15 protein-coding genes are annotated in these 18,531 nt (G+C 69.9%); 3 read left to right on the top strand and 12 right to left on the bottom strand.

The genetic code is table 11. The features are described 5' to 3' along the window. Positions 1 to 33: 33 nt before the first annotated feature. The 7 genes from IE160_RS04720 to IE160_RS04690 all read right to left on the bottom strand — a co-directional run bounded on the left by IE160_RS04720 (position 34) and on the right by IE160_RS04690 (position 7,873). A complete protein-coding gene (locus IE160_RS04720; protein ID WP_179873555.1) occupies positions 34 to 1,224 on the bottom strand; it encodes a substrate-binding domain-containing protein in 1,191 nt (396 codons plus the stop codon). 184 nt (positions 1,225 to 1,408) lie between these two features. Further along, a complete protein-coding gene (locus IE160_RS04715; protein WP_191151187.1) occupies positions 1,409 to 2,656 on the bottom strand; it encodes an IS256 family transposase in 1,248 nt (415 codons plus the stop codon). A gap of 139 nt (positions 2,657 to 2,795) precedes the next feature. Then, on the bottom strand, positions 2,796 to 3,788 hold the full coding sequence (locus tag IE160_RS04710) for an IS481 family transposase (protein WP_191151782.1): 993 nt from the start codon (positions 3,786 to 3,788) through the stop codon (positions 2,796 to 2,798). A 107-nt stretch (positions 3,789 to 3,895) separates the two neighbouring features. Further along, complete coding sequence (locus tag IE160_RS04705) at positions 3,896 to 5,221, bottom strand: M50 family metallopeptidase (protein WP_224744580.1); 1,326 nt, start codon at positions 5,219 to 5,221, stop codon at positions 3,896 to 3,898. A gap of 25 nt (positions 5,222 to 5,246) precedes the next feature. Then, a complete protein-coding gene (gene dxr, locus IE160_RS04700; RefSeq protein WP_191151781.1) occupies positions 5,247 to 6,326 on the bottom strand; it encodes a 1-deoxy-D-xylulose-5-phosphate reductoisomerase in 1,080 nt (359 codons plus the stop codon). Positions 6,327 to 6,349: 23 nt separating this feature from the next. Continuing rightward, positions 6,350 to 7,351 carry an FKBP-type peptidyl-prolyl cis-trans isomerase gene (locus IE160_RS04695; protein WP_224744579.1) on the bottom strand — a complete coding sequence of 334 codons (1,002 nt, stop codon included), beginning with the start codon at positions 7,349 to 7,351 and terminating at the stop codon, positions 6,350 to 6,352. Positions 7,352 to 7,369: 18 nt separating this feature from the next. Continuing rightward, positions 7,370 to 7,873: an OsmC family protein gene (locus IE160_RS04690; RefSeq protein ID WP_179873552.1), complete on the bottom strand. Its 504-nt coding sequence runs from the start codon at positions 7,871 to 7,873 to the stop codon at positions 7,370 to 7,372. A 48-nt stretch (positions 7,874 to 7,921) separates the two neighbouring features. Between IE160_RS04690 and gabT the strand changes: the two genes are divergently transcribed. Beyond that, positions 7,922 to 9,283, top strand: a complete 1,362-nt coding sequence (gene gabT / locus IE160_RS04685) for a 4-aminobutyrate--2-oxoglutarate transaminase (RefSeq protein WP_191151780.1) — start codon at positions 7,922 to 7,924, stop codon at positions 9,281 to 9,283. A 5-nt stretch (positions 9,284 to 9,288) separates the two neighbouring features. Further along, on the top strand, positions 9,289 to 10,266 hold the full coding sequence (locus IE160_RS04680; protein ID WP_179873550.1) for an asparaginase: 978 nt from the start codon (positions 9,289 to 9,291) through the stop codon (positions 10,264 to 10,266). Between the two features lie 15 nt (positions 10,267 to 10,281). On the opposite strand, the gene IE160_RS04675 is transcribed toward IE160_RS04680, so the two are convergent. Genes IE160_RS04675 through IE160_RS04660 form a run of 4 tightly spaced genes read right to left on the bottom strand, consistent with a single transcriptional unit; the run spans position 10,282 to position 14,461 of the window. Next, positions 10,282 to 11,037: an ABC transporter permease gene (locus tag IE160_RS04675; protein WP_179873869.1), complete on the bottom strand. Its 756-nt coding sequence runs from the start codon at positions 11,035 to 11,037 to the stop codon at positions 10,282 to 10,284. A gap of 38 nt (positions 11,038 to 11,075) precedes the next feature. Next, positions 11,076 to 11,987: an ABC transporter permease gene (locus IE160_RS04670; protein ID WP_179873549.1), complete on the bottom strand. Its 912-nt coding sequence runs from the start codon at positions 11,985 to 11,987 to the stop codon at positions 11,076 to 11,078. A 3-nt stretch (positions 11,988 to 11,990) separates the two neighbouring features. After that, on the bottom strand, positions 11,991 to 13,211 hold the full coding sequence (locus IE160_RS04665; RefSeq protein ID WP_179873548.1) for an ABC transporter ATP-binding protein: 1,221 nt from the start codon (positions 13,209 to 13,211) through the stop codon (positions 11,991 to 11,993). Between the two features lie 41 nt (positions 13,212 to 13,252). Further along, complete coding sequence (locus IE160_RS04660; protein WP_179873547.1) at positions 13,253 to 14,461, bottom strand: ABC transporter substrate-binding protein; 1,209 nt, start codon at positions 14,459 to 14,461, stop codon at positions 13,253 to 13,255. 266 nt (positions 14,462 to 14,727) lie between these two features. On the opposite strand from IE160_RS04660, the gene ald reads away from it, so the two are divergent. Beyond that, positions 14,728 to 15,843, top strand: coding sequence for an alanine dehydrogenase (gene ald / locus IE160_RS04655; RefSeq protein WP_179873546.1), 1,116 nt, complete (start codon positions 14,728 to 14,730; stop codon positions 15,841 to 15,843). On the opposite strand, the gene IE160_RS04650 is transcribed toward ald, so the two are convergent. After that, entirely contained in the window at positions 15,840 to 18,485 is a 2,646-nt protein-coding gene (locus tag IE160_RS04650) for an FtsK/SpoIIIE domain-containing protein (RefSeq protein WP_179873545.1), read from the bottom strand. The two genes, ald and IE160_RS04650, sit on opposite strands and share 4 nt — an antisense overlap. Between the last annotated feature and the right edge of the window lie 46 nt (positions 18,486 to 18,531).

Genomic DNA, 18,531 nt, shown 5'->3' with positions numbered 1-18,531 from the left:
GTGCGAACTCTCTCTGTGCCGTGGGCCGGGCGACTAGCCGACGACCGGCGGGGCGACCGTGTCGGCCTCGACGATCTCGATGAGCTCCGGCACCCACGAGCCGTCCTGCTCCACCAGGCGGGCCTGGAACATCGGCTGCAGCACAGCGTGGTCCTCGGCTCGAATCGTCGTCGTGCCCTTCGGCCCCTCGAAGGTCCAGCCCTCGAGCGCCGCGATCATGCCGTCGACGTCATCGCCGCCCTCGCGGATCGCCTGCACGACCATCTGCGCGGCGACGAAGCCGTCGGGGGAGAACAGGTCCGGCGTGGCGCCCGCGGCCTCGAGGCGCTCGATCATGGCCGCCTCGACCTCGGTGCCCGCGGCCCCGCCGAAGTAGTGGTTGAGGAAGCTGATCTGGTCGCTCGCCTCGGCGTAGGCGCCGTAGGTGGCGACGTCACCGAGACCGGTGACGACGGGGATCGCGTCGAACACGCCCTGCTGGTCGAGCGCCTGCCACATGGCCGCGCTCGTCGCACCGGCCCAGGCCACGAAGACCAGGTCGGCGTCGGCGGAGAGGATCTGCTGGGCGAAGGGAGTGAACTCGGTCGCGTCCTCGGGGACGAGAATTCCCTCGACCTCCGCTCCCGCTCCGCCGAGTACCGCGTCGACGCCGGCGAGGTTGCCCTGACCGAATGCGGTGTCCTGCGCGAAGACGACGACCTTCTGACCGGCCGGGTCGCCGATGAACGTTCCCGCCGTGGCGACGTCCTGGTAGGTCTGGCGTCCCGAGCGGAAGGTGTAGTCGTTGATGCCCGTCACGGCGTCTGCCGCCGAGGGGCCCGCGATGTAGAGGATCTGGTTCTGCTCGGCCTGCTCGGCGAGCGAGAGGGCGATGCCCGAGGACACGGTGCCGGCGAGGATCTGGACACCCTGACCGATGACGTCGCGAGCGAGGTTGACGGCGGTGTCGGTGTCACCGGCGTCATCGTAGACCGTGACGTCGATCTCTCGGCCGTCGACGGCTCCCGTGCCGTCGGTCGCGTAGTCGAGACCGGCTTCGAAGCCGGCGAGGTATGCGCCGCCGTAGGCGGCGAGCGGGCCGGTCTCGGAGGTGATGACCGCGACGGGAACGGCGGGCTGCGCCTCACCGTCGGTGCCGGGATCGCTCGCCGTGGGCGCACAGCCCGCGAGCGTGAGGCCGGCGATCGCGAGGATCGCCGGGACGAAGAACTTCTGGGTGCGCATGTGCGTGCCTTTCCTGCTGCCGTAGAAGGATTCGGGGCTGTGACCTGACAGGTGGTTCAGGTTTCAGGAAACGTATCGTGCGTGTCACGACGATGTCAACGCGACACGGCGGTTCGCCCCGCCCGCTGACGAGCGAGCAGCGCGGTCAAGTCCCTGGAAGTGGTGTAACGGCTGATCCTTCGCTTTATGCGCTGAGAGCGATGAAGGTGTCGGCGACCACCTCGTCTCCGTTGTTGGGCAGCACCCGCATGCGGGAGCGTGCCAGGACCTCCAGGCCCAAGTAGCGGCGCCCCTCTGCCCACTCATCGGTCTGCTCGGCCAGAACGCCGCCGACCAGGCGGATGACGCTGTCGCGGTTGGGGAAGATGCCCACGGAGTCGGTGCGGCGGCGGATCTCGCGGTTGAGGCGCTCGTTGGGATTGTTCGACCAGATCTGCGACCAGACATCTTTGGGGAACTCGGTGAAGGCGAGAATGTCGGCCCGAGCGGTATCGAGGTGCTCGGCGACCGCGGGGAGCTTCTCGGCGACGTAATCCAGGGTCCGATCGAACTGGGCGTGGACGTCGGAGGCGGTGGGCTGGTCATAGACGGAGTGCAGCATCGCCTTCACCGCCGGCCACATGCTCTTCGGGGTCACGCTCATCAGGTTCGCCGCGTAGTGGGTGCGGCAGCGTTGCCAGGTGGCGCCGGGCAGGTTCGCTGCGATCGCGTCCTTTAAGCCGGCGTGCGCGTCACTGGTGACGAGCTGCACGCCGGTGAGGCCGCGGGCGACGAGGTCGGCGAAGAACGCATTCCACGCCGACCCGGTCTCGCTCGTGGCCGTCTGCAGGCCGAGGACTTCCCGGCGGCCGTCGCCGTTGACCCCGGTGGCGATCAGCACGACCGTGTTCACCACCCGGCCGCCCTCGCGAACCTTCATCGTGAGAGCGTCGGCAGCCACGAACGTGAACGGGCCCGCCTCAGCCAACGACCGATGTCGGAACTGGTTCACGTGCTCGTCGAGCTCGGCCGCCATCCGCGAGACCTGCGACTTCGATAGAGCGTGAATGCCGAGAGTCTTCACCAGCTTGTCCATCCGCCGGGTGCTCACCCCGGCGAGGTAGCAGTCGGCAATCACGGTGATCAGAGCCGCCTCGGAGCGCTTGCGACGCTCCAGCAGCCACTCCGGAAAGTAGGTGCCCGATCGTAGTTTCGGGATCGCGACATCGATCGTGCCGATGCGAGTGTCGAGGTCACGGTGCCGGTAGCCGTTGCGGTGCGTCACCCGATCAGGGCTGGGCTTGCCCCATTCGGCGCCGACCACAGCGTCGGCGTCAGCGGACAGCAGGGCGTTGATCATGGTCTGCAGCAGATGCCTCATCAAATCCGGCGAAGCCTCCGAGAGGGCTTCACCCAGAACGGTCGCAGGGTCGACAATGTGTGGAGCGGTCATCGTGTTGATGCCTTTCGAGTGGAGGTAAGAGACTTCTCGAAGCATCACACGGTGACCGCGTCCACGTCAGCAACGACGTGCGCGACCACCGTGCGTTACACCACTATGCGGGACTCCACTGGCAGCGCGCGGCGGTGCCCTAGTTGTAGTGCCCAGGCAGGTTGTTTAGCCGGCTGATGGGTGGGACCTTGCCGATGGCCGTGTGCAGCCGATGGTGATTGTAGTGATGGAGCCATGCCGGGAGGGCTGCTCGGCGGGCTGACTCGGAGTTGTAGTGCTTCGTGAATGCCCATCCGTCGGCCATGGTGCGGTGGAACCGTTCGATCTTTCCGTTGGTCTGCGGCCGGTAGGGGCGGGTTCGCTTCGGCGTGATCCCCAACTCACGGCAGGCGGCCCTCCATGCATGGGATCGGTAGGCGGAGCCATTGTCAGAGAGCACGCGCTCGACGGTGACGCCACGATCGGCGAACCAGGACGTTGCTCGCCGGAGCACCCCGATTGCGGTGGCTGCGGTCTCGTCGTCGTGGATCTCGGCGTAGGCCACGCGAGAGTTGTCATCGATGACGGTGTGAACGAAGGCGTGCCGCATCAGCTCGTTGTGATGTCTGCTGCGTGCGAGACCGGGTGTTGACTGACGATTTCGTCTGCCCTGTTCGCGGCCCACGAACCGCCACCCTCCGCCGTTGGGAATGTTGCCCAGCTTCTTCACGTCGACGTGGATCATCGCCCCCGGCCTGTCATGCTCGTAGCGGCGAGCCGGCTCTCCGGTCTTCACGTCCACGTGGGAGAGGCGGTTGAGTTTGCAGCGCACCAGCACCGCGTGCACGGTCGAGGAGGGCACGCCCAGCAGGCCAGCGATCTGAACCGGCCCGAGACGCTTCTTGATCCGCAAATGCACGATCTTCTTCACCACCGCCTGCGGCGTCTTGTTGGGATGCGTGTGGGGTCGGCTGGAGCGATCGGCCATGCCTTCAGGGCCGAGCTCGAGATACCGTTTGGCCCATTTCGCTGCCGTCGGATAGGACACGCGAAAGTAGTCAGCCGCGGCCGAGATCGACCAGCCATCATCGACAACCTGCCGGGCAAGGCGAAGACGTTGGCGAGGCGTCAGGGCGGCATTACCGTGGGACACGAGAACCTCCTTGGTTCAGAGCGGATGCAGTAAGCAGCTCCACTCTGCCTCGGAGGTTCTCGCCATGTCAGGACGTCCAGATCAAACAACGTCCCTGGGCACTACACCTAGAACAGGGTGATCGGCTTGACGATGTCGGCGTAGATGAGCAGAGCGCTCATGACGCCGAGCACCACCACCACGGCAAGCGTGATCGGCACGAGCTTGGCCGTGTCGACCGGCCCGGGGTCGGGCTTGCCGAAGAGCGCCCACAGACGACGGCGCGCACCCTCGAACAATGCCCCGGCGATGTGCCCGCCGTCGAGCGGCAGGAGCGGGATGAGGTTGAACACGAAGAGGGCGACGTTGAGCGAGGCGAGGAGACCCGTGAGCGCGGAGATGCGCTCGACGACGGGCAGCGTGTCGATGCTCGCGATCTCGCCCGCGATACGGCCGACGCCCACCACGCTGATCGGGCCGTTGGGGTCGCGCTCCCCCGGGCCGAAGGCGGCCTCGGCGACGTCGATCATGCGCTGGGGCAGCGTCAGGATGATCTCGCCCACCCGCACGATGTTGTCGCCCACGGCGGGGAGAACCTCGCTCGCGGGCTGCTGGGCCGTCTCGAAGGCTGCGCCGATGCCGATGAACCCGACCTGCTGCGTGAGCAGCTCGCCGTCCGCGCCCTCCACGAGCTGACCGCGCTCGTCGATCACGTAGCGCTCCGTGAGCAGCGGTGTGAGCGTGGTCGACACCGCCGAGCCTCCGCGGTCGAGGGTGAAGTCGAGGGGCTCGCCGGCTGCGTCGCGCACCGTCGTGAGCACGGCATCCCACTCATCGATCGGGGCGCCGTCGATCGCGACGATGCGATCCCCCGGCAGCAGCCCTGCCTCCGCACCCGGCGCGAGCGGATCGCCCGGCGCGCACTCCTGGCGCTCGCTCGTCGCCGGCAGCACGCACTCGTTGACGCTGCCGATCGTCGTCGAGGGCTGCGCGATGCCGAAGCCCATGAGCACGACCGCGTAGAGCACGACCGCGATGACGAGGTTCATGAGCGGGCCGCCGAGCATGACGATGACGCGCTTCCACACCGCCAGCCGGTAGAAGGAACGGTGCTCCTCCCCCTCGACGATCGTGTCGGCGGAAGCCGAGCGGGCGTCCTGCACGAGGGTCTGGAAGAAGCCCGTTGTCGCATAGCGCTCCGCCGAGCCGGCGGCGGGCGGATACATGCCCGCCATCGAGATGTAGCCGCCGAGCGGGATCCACTTGAACCCGTACTCGGTGCCGCCACGCCGCCACGACACCATCGTGCGCCCGAAGCCGACCATGAACTGGCCCACGCGCACGCCGAAGAGCTTCGCGGGCACGAAGTGGCCGAGCTCGTGCAGGGCGATCGACACCACGAGGCCGACGACGACGACGAGGATGCCGACGATGTACAGCAGCACGGTCTCCACGAGCGGTAACTCTAGTGCCGCGCGCTCAGCGTGAGCCGATGAGCGCGTCGGCCTCGGCGCGCGCCCAGCGCTCGGCGTCGAGCACGCCGTCGAGGGTCATGGCGTGCGGCTCGTGCCGATCGACGACCGCGCGCACGGTATCGAGGATCTCGAGGTAGCCGAGCGCCCCGTCATGGAAGGCGTGCACGGCCTGCTCGTTGGCCGCGTTGAACACCGCCGGGAACGTCGCCCCCGCAGCACCCACCTGCTTGGCGAGCGCGACGGCCGGGAAGGCCACCTCGTCGAGCGGCTCGAAAGTCCACGTGCTCGCCGTGCTCCAGTCGAGTGGCGCACCGACACCGGCGACGCGGTGCGGCCAGTCGAGGCCCAGGGAGATCGGCAGGCGCATGTCGGGCGGCGAGCACTGCGCGATCGTCGAGCCGTCGACGAACTCGACCATCGAGTGCACGATCGACTGCGGGTGCACGGTCACGTCGATGCGCTCGTAGGGGACGTCGAAGAGCAGGTGCGCCTCGATGACCTCGAGGCCCTTGTTGACGAGCGTGGCCGAGTTGGTCGTGATGACGCGCCCCATATCCCACGTCGGGTGCGCAAGCGCTTGCGCGGGCGTGACGTCGGCGAGCTCGGCACGCGTTCGCCCGCGGAACGGGCCGCCGCTCGCCGTGAGCACGAGCCGGCGCACCTCGTGGTGCTCGCCCGCGAGCAGAGACTGCGCGATCGCGGAGTGCTCGCTGTCGACTGGCACGATCTGGCCGGGCGCCGCGAGGTCCGTCACGAGGGACCCGCCGACGATGAGGCTCTCCTTGTTGGCAAGGGCCAGGATGCGCCCCGCGCGCAGCGCCGCGAGCGTCGGCGCGAGACCGACCGACCCGGTGATGCCGTTGAGCACGACGTCGCAGGCGACGTCCTGCACGAGCTCGGCTGCGGCCTCGGCGCCGAGGGCGACGTGCTGCACGGAGTGGTCTCGTGCCTGCTGCTCCACGAGCTCGCGATTGCGGCCGGCTGCGAGCCCGACGACGCGGAAGCGCTCCGGGTTCGCGGCGATGACCTCGAGGGCCTGGACCCCGATGGAGCCCGTGGAGCCGAGGACGATGATGTCGCGCATGCGCCCTATCCTGCCGCGTGCGCTCAGCGCGTGCCGAGGATGTCGACGACGAAGACGATCGTGTCCTCCGCGCCAATCGAGCCGTCTGGCGTGCCGCCCTGCGGGCCGTAGCCGAGGTCGGGCGGGATGATCGCGATGACCTGGGAGCCGACGGCCTGGCCGACGAGCGCATCGCGGAAGCCCTGGATGACGCCGTCGGTGGGGAACGTGGCGGGGGCGCCGCGCTGCCAGCTGGAGTCGAAGACGTCGCCCGTGTTCCAGTTGATGCCCGTGTAGTGCACGGTCACCTCGGCGCCCTCCTCGACGACGGGGCCCTCTCCCTCGATGAGCACGGCGAGGCCGAACTCGGCGGGCGGCGCCTCGTCGGGGATGACGATCGTCGGCGCGCCGTCGTCGTCGAGCGTGACCTCGGGGAAGCCGTCGGGCGCCTCGCCCGCCGCGCCCTCGGCGCGGTCGAGGGGCGCGTCGAGGATCTCGACGACGTCGATCACGAAGACGAGGGACTCGGTGCCCGCGAGCTGCAGCTCGGGGATACCCGCCTCGCCGAAGCCCTCAGCGGGTGGGATGACGCCCGCGATGCGGGCGCCGGGTGCGGCGCACTCGAGGAGGAGCGAGAAGCCGACGAGCTGCTCGCTCGCGGTGTCGATGGGGAAGGCCTCGGCGTTCTCGCCCGTGAAGCCCGTCGACGCGAGCTCGTCGCCGGTCTCCCCGTTGAACACGGAGTACTCGATGAGGACGGTGTCGCCGTTCTCGGCGCGATCGCCCTCGCCCTCGGTCAGCAGTGATCGCTGCGTCGACTCGGCCACGAGCGGAGCCTCGAAGCTGATCTCGGGCGCCGACCCGGCAGCGCCGTCGACCGCGACGGCCTGCGAGGCGTCACCGGCCTCGACGCAGCCCTCGAGGGCGGCGTCCGGTGAACCGTCGCCGGGGGTGCACGCGGCGAGGGAGACGAGAAGGCCCGCGGTCAGCAGGGCGAAGGGAGTACGGCGCACGAGGAAGCTCCGGTAGCGGTCGGGGACGGGCACGAAGTCTCCATCCTGCCATCAGAGTCTTGGTGCCCCCTGCGCGCCGGCGACGAGCGTGACCGGCTCGTGCGCGACGGGGAAGCTCACCGAGTTGGCGATGAAGCACAGCTCGCTCGCCCGCTCGTGCAGGTGCGCGGCCCGGCGCGCATCCTCTTCGCTGTGATGGGCGGCGAGCGTCACGCGCGGGCGCAGCGTCGCCTCGACGAGCCGGCCGCCCTCACCCTCCTGCTCGAGCGTCCCGCTCGCCTCGTCGCGGTAGTCGACGACGACGAGGCCGTTGCTCGCGGCGACATGCAGGTAGCTCAGCAGGTGGCACTGGCTGAGGGCTGCGATGACGAGCTCCTCGGGGTTCCAGCGCTCGGCATCACCGCGGAAGGTGCGATCGCTCGACCCCTCGATCTCGTGGGTCTTGCCTTCGGCGAGGATGCGGTGGTCGCGACCGTAGGAACGGTACGTGGCCGTGCCCTCGCCCCGATTGCCCGTCCACTGGATGCTCACCGCGTAGCCGTGCTCGCTGCCCATGTCGCGCCCCTTCGGTCGATCAGTGTCGCGGAGTACACTCATCCCACCATGACAGACACCCTCTCCGCCTCCTCCGCGAGCCTCGCGTCGGGCACCGACATCGCCCAGGAGCGCCGCGTCGTCACCGAGATTCCGGGCCCGCGCTCGCGCGAGCTGCACGAGCGCCGGCTGGCCGTCGTCTCCGCCGGCGTCGGCACGACGCTGCCCGTCTACATCGACCGGGCGCACGGCGCCATCGCCGTCGATGTCGACGGCAACCACTTCATCGACCTGGGCGGCGGCATCGGTGTCACGACGGTCGGCCACACCGACGATGCCGTCGTCGAGGCCGTGCGCGAGCAGGTGGGCCGTCTCACCCACACGCTCTTCACCGTGACACCGTACGAGCCGTACGTGCGCGTCGCCGAGCTGCTCGTGCAGCACTCCCCCGGCGACCACGCGAAGAAGGTCGTGCTCGTCAACTCGGGCGCTGAGGCTCTCGAGAACGCCGTCAAGATCGCGCGCAAGCACACGGGGCGCAACGGCGTCGCGGTGCTCGACCACGGCTACCACGGGCGCACGAACCTCACGATGGCGATGAACTTCAAGGCCGCTCCGTACAACACGGGCTTCGGGCCCTTCGCGGGCGATGTGCACCACGCCCCGAGCTCCTACCCGTATCTCGACAAGCTCTCGGGCCCCGAGGCCGCGAAGCGCACGATCAGCTACCTCGAGAAGCGCGTCGGCGCCGCCGACCTCGCGTGCCTCGTCGTCGAGCCGATCCAGGGCGAGGGCGGGTTCATGGTCCCCGCCGATGGCTACCTCCCGGCGCTCGTCGAGTGGTGCCGCGCCCACGGCATCGTGTTCGTCGCCGACGAGGTGCAGAGCGGTGTCGCGCGCACCGGTGCGTTCTACGCGAGCGAGCACTTCGGCATCGTGCCCGACCTCATCACGACCGCGAAGGGCATCGCGGGCGGTATGCCGCTCGCGGGAGTCGTGGGGCGTGCGGAGATCATGGACTCGGCCCACGCGGGAGGGCTCGGCGGCACGTTCGGCGGGAACCCCGTCGCGTGCGCGGCCGCCGTCGCCGTGCTCGAGCAGATCGTCAGCCGCGACCTGCTGGCCGAGGCGCGCCGCATCGAGGGAGTGCTCAAGCCCGCCCTGCTCGAGCTGCAGCGCCAGCATCCCGTCATCGGCGATGTGCGCGGCATGGGCGCGATGCTCGCGATCGAGTTCACCGACCCCGAGACGGGCGAGCCGGATGCGGCCACCGTCGCGCGCGTGGCCGCCGCCGCCGCCGAGCAGGGTGTGCTCGCCCTCACGGCGGGCACGTACGGCAACGTGATCCGCTTCCTCCCGAGCCTCGTCATCAGCGACGCGCTGCTGCTCGACGCGGTCGGCGTGCTCGACGCGGCGCTCTCCGCTTCCTGAGCGGGATGGCCGGCACCGAGCGCGCTCTCGAGCCCGCGGGCTGCGTGGAGCTCGCGCGGCTCGAGAGATCGGGGCTCGTCGAGTCGCGCCACCTCGGCGCAGCAGCCGTCGTCGACGCCTCCGGACGCGTACTGCGCGCCGTCGGCGACGTGCGCGCGACGATCTACCCGCGCTCGACGCTGAAGCCGCTGCAGGCGATCGCGATGCTCGAGGCGGGAGCGCGCTTCACCGACGAGCAGCTCGTGCTCGCGACCGCGAGCCACTGCGGGTCGCCCGCGCACCTCGCCGTCGTGGAGGGCATGCTCGCCGAGGACGGCCGGTCGCCCGACGACCTGCAGTGCCCGGTCGAGCCGCCGCTCGGCTCCCGCGAGCGCGCGGAACGACGCGCGGCGGGGCTGGCTGCCACGCGCGTCACGATGAACTGCTCCGGCAAGCACGCGGGCTTCCTGCGCGCGAGCGACGCCCTCGGGGCGGATGCCCGGCACTACCTGCACGTCGAGCATCCGGTGCAGCGGCGCGTGGTCGAGACGATCGCGCAGTGGACCGGTGAGGCCGTGCACCGCACGGCCGTCGACGGCTGCGGGGCTCCCCTGCACGCGACCTCCCTCGCGGCTCTCGCGCGGGGCATCGCCCGCGTCGCGGCAGGAGAGTCGGCGCACGCCGCCGCGTTCATGGCCGCCGTGCGGGCGCAGCCTTGGGCCATCGACGGTGTCGGGCGCGCCAACACTGTCGTCATCGAGCAACTCGGGCTGCTCGCGAAGATCGGTGCGGAAGGGCTCGTCGTGCTCGCGACCCCCGAGGGGGTCGCCGTCGCCGTCAAGGTGCTCGACGGCGGCATGCGCGCCACGACGCCCGTGGCGCTGGCGCTCCTCGTGGCAGAGGGCGTCGTCGACGCCGAGGCAGCCGAGGAGGTCGTCGCCTCGCTCGCGCCGCCCGTGCTGGGCGGCGGCGAGGTCGTCGGCGGCCTCGTCGTGAGCGTCTAGCGCCGTCCGGCCGTCCTACGTGGTCGTGGCGAGCTTGCGCCGCCGCGCGGCCGCGCTCAGCTGAGCGATGAGCACGAGCGCGATCGCGAGGAAGAACACGCCGGATGCGATGACGTTCGCCTCAGGCGGGATCCCTCGCGCGGCCGCGGTGTAGACGAAGCTCGGGAAGGTCACCTCGGCACCCCGGTTGAAGTTCGTGATGATGAAGTCGTCGAAGCTCAGGGCGAACGACAGCAGCGCAGCGGCCACGACGCCGGGCAGGAGCATCGGGAACGTGATGCGCCAGAACACCTGCCGCGGGTTGCCGTACAGATCGCGGCCCGCCTCCTCGAGCGCAGGGTCGATGCTCGCCACGCGGGCGCGCACGGTCACGACGACGAAGCTCAGGCAGAACAGGGTGTGCGCGAGGATGATCGTGCCGAGCCCCTTGGGCACGCCCGCCTGGAGGAACTGCGCGGCGAGACCGGCTCCGAGCACGACCTCCGGCGTCGTCATGGGCAGGAAGATCAGCAGGGTCGTGGTGTTGCGGAACCGGAAGCGGTACCGCACGAGCGCGATCGCGATCATGGTGCCGAGGGTCGTGGCGAGCACGGTCGCGACGACACCGATGAGGATGCTGTTGCCGAACGCCTGGCACACGGTCTGCGCCTCGCACACCGTGAGCCAGTTGTCGAGCGTGAACCCGCGCCAGATGATGTTCGTGCGTCGCGCGTCGTTGAACGAGAACACGATCGTGTACACGATCGGGATGAGCAGGAAGACGAACGCCATGCCCGCGTAGACCCAGATGGCCCACTTGCCGAAGCCTCTCACAGCAGCTCCTCCGTTCCCGAGCGCTTCACGTAGAGGCTCACGAGGATGAGGATCGCGGCCATGAGCACGATCGAGAGCGCCGCGGCGGCGGGGAAGTTCTGCAGCACGAGGAAGTTCGTCTCGATCACGTTGCCGATCATCGTCGTCTCGGATGATCCGAGGAACTCGCGGGAGGCATTGATGTAGTCACCAGCGGCGGGGATGAACGTCAGGAGCGTGCCCGACATGACGCCCGCCGCCGAGAGCGGAAGGGTCACCGTGCGGAAGGTCACCGCGGGGCTGCCGTAGAGGTCGTTGCCGGCCTCGAGCAGACGCAGGTCGAGGCTCGCGAGCGTCGCGTAGATCGGCAGGGTCATGAACGGCACGAAGTTGTAGGTGAGCCCGAAGATGACGGAGAACGCCGTGCCGGTGATCGCCTGCCCCGGCGGCAGGATCGCGAGAGCGCCGAGGACACCCGCGATGGGGCCTTCATCGGAGAAGATCTGCTTCCACGCGAGCGTGCGCAGCAGGAAGGAGATGAAGAACGGCGCGATCACGAGCACGAGGGCGAGACCCTGCAGCAACGGGTACGGCCGCAGCGTGATGCCGATGAAGTACCCGAGAGGGAAGCCGATGAGGAGCGCGAAGAGGGTCGCCAGCGCCGCGTAGCCCGCCGACCGCAGTGACTGCTCGCCGTAGGTCTCGAGCACCGTGACGTAGTTCTCCCACCGGAACGCGTTCGTGTAGATCCCGAACTGCAGCGGGTCGGGCGCCTGGAAGCTCGTGATGATGAGCGAGATGAGCGGCGTGACGAAGAAGAGCACGAGATAGAGCACACCGGGCAGAAGCAGGAAGAGCGCGATGGGGCTGCGCCGCTTCGCCGCGGGCTCGGCCGCGCTCGTCTGAGCGGAGAAGGCGGTGAAGGCCACGGCTCAGTCCGCCCCGAGCTCTGCCTCGAGCTTCTCGCGCGACTGGGTGGCGATCATCGAGGTGTCGGTGTCGTCCTGGAAGCGCGAGCCGGCTGCCGTGTAGGACTCGTCCGCGAGCCCGAAGGTGTGGCCGACGTCCCAGCTGAGCCAGACCTCATCGCCATCGTGGTGCATCGCGGTGATGCTCGTGTTCTGGGAGAACACGGTCACGACCCCGTGCGTGGGCAGCGTCACCTCGTACTGCGTGCTCACGCCGCTGAAGGAGACATCCGTCACCCGGCCGGGCCCGACGACGTTGCGGTCGCTGGACTGCTTCGGAGCGCTGTCGTGCAGCGTGACCTTCTCCGGGCGCACGCCCACGGTGATGCGCCCGCGGTGCCGCTGCGCTCGATCGGAGCGCACGTCGATCGTCGTGCCGGAGACGTCGACGGAGATCGAGGATGAGCCGCTCGACGTCACCTCACCGGTGAACAGGTTGGACTGCCCGAGGAAGGTCGCGACGAAGGCCGTGTGCGGAAGCTCGTAGAGCTCCTGCGGGTTGCCCATCTGCTCGATGCGGCCCTTGTTCATGACCGCGACCGTGTCGGCCATGGTCATGGCCTCTTCCTGGTCGTGTGTCACGTGCAGGAAGGTGAGACCGACCTCGCTCTGGATGTCCTTGAGCTCGATCTGCATCTGGCGGCGCAGCTTGAGGTCGAGCGCCCCGAGCGGCTCGTCCAGCAGGAGCAGAGCGGGGCGGTTGACGACAGCGCGGGCGAGAGCGACGCGCTGCTGCTGACCACCCGAGAGCTGCGCGGGCTTGCGGTTCGCGACGTGGTCGAGCTCGACGAGCTGGAGCGCCTCGTGCGCGAGCGGATCGGCGTTCTTGATCCCGCGGCGCTTGAGCCCGAACGCGACGTTCTCGATGATCGTCATGTGCGGGAAGAGCGCGTAGCTCTGGAACACCGTGTTGACCGGCCGCTGGTAGGCCCGAATGCTCGTCACGTCCCGACCGCCGATGAGGATGCGACCGGTCGTCGGCTCCTCGAGCCCGGCGATGAGCCGCAGGGTGGTCGTCTTGCCGCAGCCGGACGGGCCCAGCAGAGCGAAGAACGATCCGGCCGGGATGGTCAGATCGAGCTCCTCGATGGCAGTGAACCCGGGGAATCGCTTGCTGATGCCGACCAGCTCGAGGTCGGCACCAGCCTCAGCGAATCCACCCTGCGGAACCTCGTTGTTCGTCACGTCGGTGGTGCTCCTTGGGGAATGTTGCGCGGGGGTGGTCGTCAGGCGCCGAGCAGGATCGCCTGGAAGGCCGCCTGGTACTCGTTCTCCTCCTGGGCCGACAGGCCGCGGAAGATCTTGGTCTGCGCGAGAGTCGCCTCATCCGGGAAGATGAGCGGGTCGTTGGCGAGGTCGGCGTCGATGTCGAACATCGCCTCGCGAGCGCCCACGACGGGGGTGATGTAGTTCACCCACGCGGCGACTTCAGCAGCCACCTCCGGCTGGTAGTAGTAGTCGATGAGCGTCTCGGCGTTCGTCTTGCGCGGCGAGCCGATCGGGATGAGGAAGTTGTCGCTCCACAGCGTGGCGCCTCCCTCGGGCAGGACGAACTTCCACTTCTCGTAGCCGGCCTCGAAGTTGAGGACCGTGATGTCGCCTGACCAGCAGATCGCGGCGAGGGTGTCCTCGTTCACGAGGTCCTCGGTGTAGGCGTTGCCGCGCACGTTGCGGATCTGGCCGGACTCGACCTGCTCGCGGAAGACGTCGAGGGCGGCGTTGAACTCCTCGGCCGTGAAGTCGCCGGAGATGTCGACGCCGTTCTCGAGCATGATCACGCCGATCGTGTCGCGCATCTCGGAGAGCACACCCACGCGACCCGCGAGATCGGGGCGCCAGAGGTCGCTCACCGCGCCGACGGGGTCGGTCTGCTCGGTGTTGTAGGCGATGCCGGCGAAGCCCGACTGCCACGGGAGCGAGTGCTCGCGGCCCGGGTCGAATGCCGGGTTCTGCAGGCTGGGCGTGAGGTTGCTGGCGTTGGAGATGTTGCTCTTGTTGAGGGGCTGCGTGTAGCCGAGCTGGATCCAGCGGCTCACCATCCAGTCGGTGAGGCAGACCGTGTCCGCCCCGATGTCCTGGCCGAGCGCGAGCTGATCGCGCACCGTCGCGAAGTAGGAGTTGTTGTCGTCCACCGTGACGAGGTAGTTGACGTCGATGCCCGTCTGCTCCTGGAACGCGAGGAGAGTCGGGTAGTTGCCGTCGTCATCCTCGTCGATGTAGAAGGGCCAGTTCGCCCAGTTGAGCGTCTTGTCGTCGGCGGAGGTGTCCTCGGCGGGAGTGAGCTCCCCGCCCGCATCGGTCGAGCAGGCGGCGAGGGCGAAAGCGGTGGCACCGGCACCCGCACCGGCGAGCATCGCGCGTCGGCTGACCTGGGCGCGCTTGGCCTGCTGGATGAGGGTGCGGATCATCGGGTCTTCGGGAAGCGGACGGTTCATGGCTCTGCTCCTTGCATTCGCGGTCAGGTACGTCGGTGTCCTTGCGTGCTGTGACAGGTCGATACTGACATATGGACCGCGCTCACTGCACTACCCGACGCGGGATTCGTCTATTCTGAAACACGATTGTCACGAAATCAGCACATATCGGCAAAGATGAGTGCGGAATCCATCGTTCTGGGCCGCTACAGTGGTGCCGCAGCGCAGCGTGGCGTCGGGATGCTCCCCGCGCGACGCGCGCACCGATACCGTCGCGAGGAGAACTGATGAGAATCGCCGTTCCGGCCGAGGTCAAGAACAACGAGTACCGCGTGGCCATCACCCCCGCGGGAGTGCACGATCTCGTCTCCCACGGGCACGAGGTGCTGGTGCAAGCCGGCGCCGGCCTCGGGTCGCGCATCACCGACGATGCGTACGCCGAGCAGGGCGCGCGCATCGTGCCGGACGCCGCGGCCGCGTGGGGCGAGGCGGAGCTGTTGCTCAAGGTCAAGGAGCCGGTCGCCGCGGAGTACCCGTACTTCCGTGAGGATCTCGTTCTCTTCACCTACCTGCACCTCGCCGCCGAGGAGGCGCTCACCCGGGCCCTGCTCGATGCCCGCGTGACGGGCATCGCCTACGAGACCGTGCAGCTTCCCACGCGCAGCCTTCCCCTGCTCGCGCCGATGAGCGAGGTCGCAGGTCGCCTCGCGCCCATCGTCGGCGCGAACGCCATGCTGCGGCCCTACGGCGGCCCCGGGCTCCTCGTGCCCGGTGTTCCTGGCACCGACCCCGCGAACATCGTCGTGCTCGGCGGCGGCGTCGCCGGGACGAACGCTGTCGCCATGGCGGTCGGACTCGGAGCCGAGGTGACCGTGCTGGACACGAACCTGCAGCGCCTTCGCGAGCTCGACGCGCTGTACGCCGGGCGCATCCGCACGATCGTGTCGAACGGCTACGAGATCGAGCGGGCCGCCGTCGAGGCCGACATGCTCATCGGGTCGGTGCTCATCCCGGGTGCGCGCGCGCCGAAGCTCGTCAGCAACGACCTCGTCTCGCGCATGAAGCCCGGCAGCGTGCTCGTCGACATCGCGGTCGATCAGGGCGGCTGCTTCGAGGACTCCCGGCCGACGACCCACGCCGAGCCCACCTTCACGGTGCACGAGAGCACGTTCTACTGCGTCGCGAACATGCCGGGTGCCGTCGCGGCGACCTCCACCAATGCGCTGACGAACGCGACGATGCCGTACGTGCGGGCGATCGCGAACCACGGCTGGCGAGACGCCCTGCGCGCCGATGGGGCCCTCGCGCTCGGTCTCAACACGCAAGGGGGCCTCGTGACCAACGAGGCCATCGGCGCCGCGCACGGCCTCGAGTCGGTGGAGCTCTCGGCGATCCTCGCCTAGGGCTCGGATGCGCCGGCCGCGTCGTCGGCGAGCTCTCGCCACCGCGCGCGGACGAGGGGCGCCTCGGGCTGCAGGAGCCACACCTCTCCCCCGTGCGCGTGCAGCGAGGGGGGCCGCTCGCGCAGGCCGAGCAGGGCTCGCAGCTCAGACGGGCCGACCTCGGCCAGGATGACCGAGCAGGTGCGCCGCAGCTCCTGCAGAGCGCTCCAGCGGGTCGTCCAACCCTCGACATCGTCGAGGATGACGCGCGGCTCGAGAACCGCGGCACTGCCCAGCCCCGCAGCCTCCTCGGCCGAGTGGAGGACGAGGTCGGGGTGAGCACGGCGCAGTCGATCGCCGACCCAGCGCGGTCGTCGAGCGATGACGACGCACGGCCGGGGACCCGGGGCGACGATGTCGGGCACGGGGGGCGGCTGCGGCGCGGGCAGCGGGCGCGAAGCCATGATCTGCACCGCCGCACCGCGCCAGTGAGCGCGGCCGGGAGGCGCGCGACGCTCCGAGACCGCGGAGACCCTGGAGGGGGAGGTCGCGCTGCTGCTCTCGGTGCCGAGCTCGAGCGAGCTCGGGAAGCGCCCGCCGGTCAGGCCCTGCTGCAGACCGCCCGACGCGAGCGCGGCGACGACCGCTCCCCCGCGCCGCCGCAGGGCACTCGCGACGTCGTCCCACAGCCTCAGGAGTTCCGCACGCTCATCGCCGCACTGCCGCAGCACGTCGTCGAGGTCGTCAGCGAGCAGGATCGTGCGATCGGGGGTTCGATCGCGGAGCGCGAGGAGCGTCGCCTCGGCGTCCACCCAGTCTGCCGGGAGCGTCACGATGGCGCTCCCGTCCTCCTGGGCCGCCTCGGCGATCGCGGCGAGGGCGCTCGTGCGTCCGCTGCCGGGTGCGCCGACGACGGCGAGCGCGCCGTCGCGCTCGGGCCACCAGACGGCGCGAGTACGCCGCAGCTGCTCTGGTCGATCCGCTACCCCGAACGCCCACCCGGCCTCGACCGCGTCGTCGGCACTCTCCCGGGCGACCTCGCGCGGTGTCACGATGGTCGGCAGGGGCGGCTGCCAGAGGCGCTCCACGGCGGGAGAGTCTCGCCAGCGCTCGCGCACCGCCCGGACATCTTCGGGCGCGATGAGCGCGGTCTGCAGCTCGCGCGTGCCCTCGGCGTCGGTGACGAGTGCTCTCCCGGGCGGCAGAGCGCGCAGGCGGGGGGCGAGGCCTGCCCCGAGCATCCCCGCATCGGCGTTGTCGGCGATGCGGAAGGAGACGCGGATCGCGCAGTTCGCCGCGATCGCATCGCGCACGGCGCTGCCGGGGTGCTGCGTGCACAGCACGAGGTGGATGCCGAGCGAACGGCCCCGCGCCGACAGGTCGATGATCGTGGAGTGCAGCTCGGGGAGGGCCGCCAGCAGCGCCGCGTACTCGTCGATGACGATCACGAGTCGGTCGAGCGACGCTGCGGGATCGCGGACGTCGCGCGCGCCACGATCGCGCAGCCATCGCTCGCGGCGCTGGATCTCAGCGCGCAGCGAGGTGATCGCCCGCGACGCGGTGGACTCGTCGAGGTCGGTGATGACCTCGAGTGCGTGCGGGAGCTCGGCGAGGTCGGGGAAGCTCGCCCCGCCCTTGAAGTCGACGAAGAGCAGGGAGAGCTCGGCGGGCGACGACCGGTGCGCCCAGCCCAGCACGAGGGTGCGCAGGAACTCGCTCTTGCCGCTGCCGGTCGTGCCGCCGATGAGGATGTGGGGCCCCTGCGCGAGGGGGTCGATCGCGCACTGCCCGGCCTCGGAGCATCCGACCGGGATGCCCGACGACGACTCGCGCGCGGGCTCGAGACTCGACCACGCCACGTGATCGGGCAGGCGCGCCGAGTGCGCCTCGATCGCTCGACGGCGGCGCTCGCGCTCGGGCGCGCTCCAGAACTCGGGCCGAGCCCGCACGGGAGCCTGCCCCGCGATGCGCACGGTCATGCTGCTCGCCGCGTGCACCTCGATCTCGACGTCGGGGCGGGGAGCGCGAGCATCCGCGTCGACACCGGAGTCGTCGTGAGGGCCGTCGAGCGCGGCGAGCACCGTGACGCCGGGCTCGAGTCGCAGGCGGGCGACCATGGCACGCGCAGCGGGCCCGTCGCCGCGGACGGCGATAGCGCCGCGCGGCACGAGCACCGGCAGCGCGGGGTGCCAGCTCGCGCGGGCGAGAAGCACCTCCCGCTCGTGTGCGTGCGCGTCGGGTCGCGACCCCTCGATGTGCGCGGACGCACGCTCGGGAGCCCGGTCGCTCGGCGCGCGCGCGACCCCCACGCGCACGCCCCCGCTCCCCGTCGGGGCGACCTCGGTCGGCCGAGCGGGAGTCAGGGCATCCCGCTCGGCACGCTCAGCCCGGTGGGCCTCGTCGATGAGTCGCGCGTAGGCGCGGCACTCCTCCTCGAACCGCGACGCGTCCTCGCGAGCGCGCCGACGTGCCGTGCGCCGGCCGTCGAGCATGCTCGCGACCGCGATGACGGGGCTCAGCGCCGCGAAGACCAGGACGTAGGGCGAGCCCGTGATGGCCCCGATGAGGATCGCGCCGCCCAGCGGCGCGATCACGGCGAGCAACGGGAACGACGGTGACTGCGGCGGGGCCGGCTCGGCGGGCGGGGGCGGGAGGCGGCTCACGCCCCGAGCACAGCAGAGTCGCCCGCGCGCGTGGGAGCGAGAGCGC

Origin of the sequence: Chryseoglobus sp. 28M-23 (genome assembly GCF_014789785.1) — a bacterium.
Classification (GTDB): Bacteria; Actinomycetota; Actinomycetes; order Actinomycetales; family Microbacteriaceae; genus Microcella; species Microcella indica.
Note: the sequence above shows the minus strand (reverse complement) of the source record. Positions and strands in the feature narration are given on the sequence as shown.

Coding starts and splice junctions, on each gene's coding strand:
- IE160_RS04720 (WP_179873555.1), bottom strand. CDS start 1,224: ATGCGCACCCAGAAGTTCTTCGTCCCGGCGATCCTCGCGATCGCCGGC.
- IE160_RS04715 (WP_191151187.1), bottom strand. CDS start 2,656: ATGACCGCTCCACACATTGTCGACCCTGCGACCGTTCTGGGTGAAGCC.
- dxr (WP_191151781.1), bottom strand. CDS start 6,326: ATGCGCGACATCATCGTCCTCGGCTCCACGGGCTCCATCGGGGTCCAG.
- IE160_RS04690 (WP_179873552.1), bottom strand. CDS start 7,873: ATGGGCAGCGAGCACGGCTACGCGGTGAGCATCCAGTGGACGGGCAAT.
- gabT (WP_191151780.1), top strand. CDS start 7,922: ATGACAGACACCCTCTCCGCCTCCTCCGCGAGCCTCGCGTCGGGCACC.
- IE160_RS04680 (WP_179873550.1), top strand. CDS start 9,289: ATGGCCGGCACCGAGCGCGCTCTCGAGCCCGCGGGCTGCGTGGAGCTC.
- IE160_RS04675 (WP_179873869.1), bottom strand. CDS start 11,037: ATGGCGTTCGTCTTCCTGCTCATCCCGATCGTGTACACGATCGTGTTC.
- IE160_RS04660 (WP_179873547.1), bottom strand. CDS start 14,461: ATGAACCGTCCGCTTCCCGAAGACCCGATGATCCGCACCCTCATCCAG.
- ald (WP_179873546.1), top strand. CDS start 14,728: ATGAGAATCGCCGTTCCGGCCGAGGTCAAGAACAACGAGTACCGCGTG.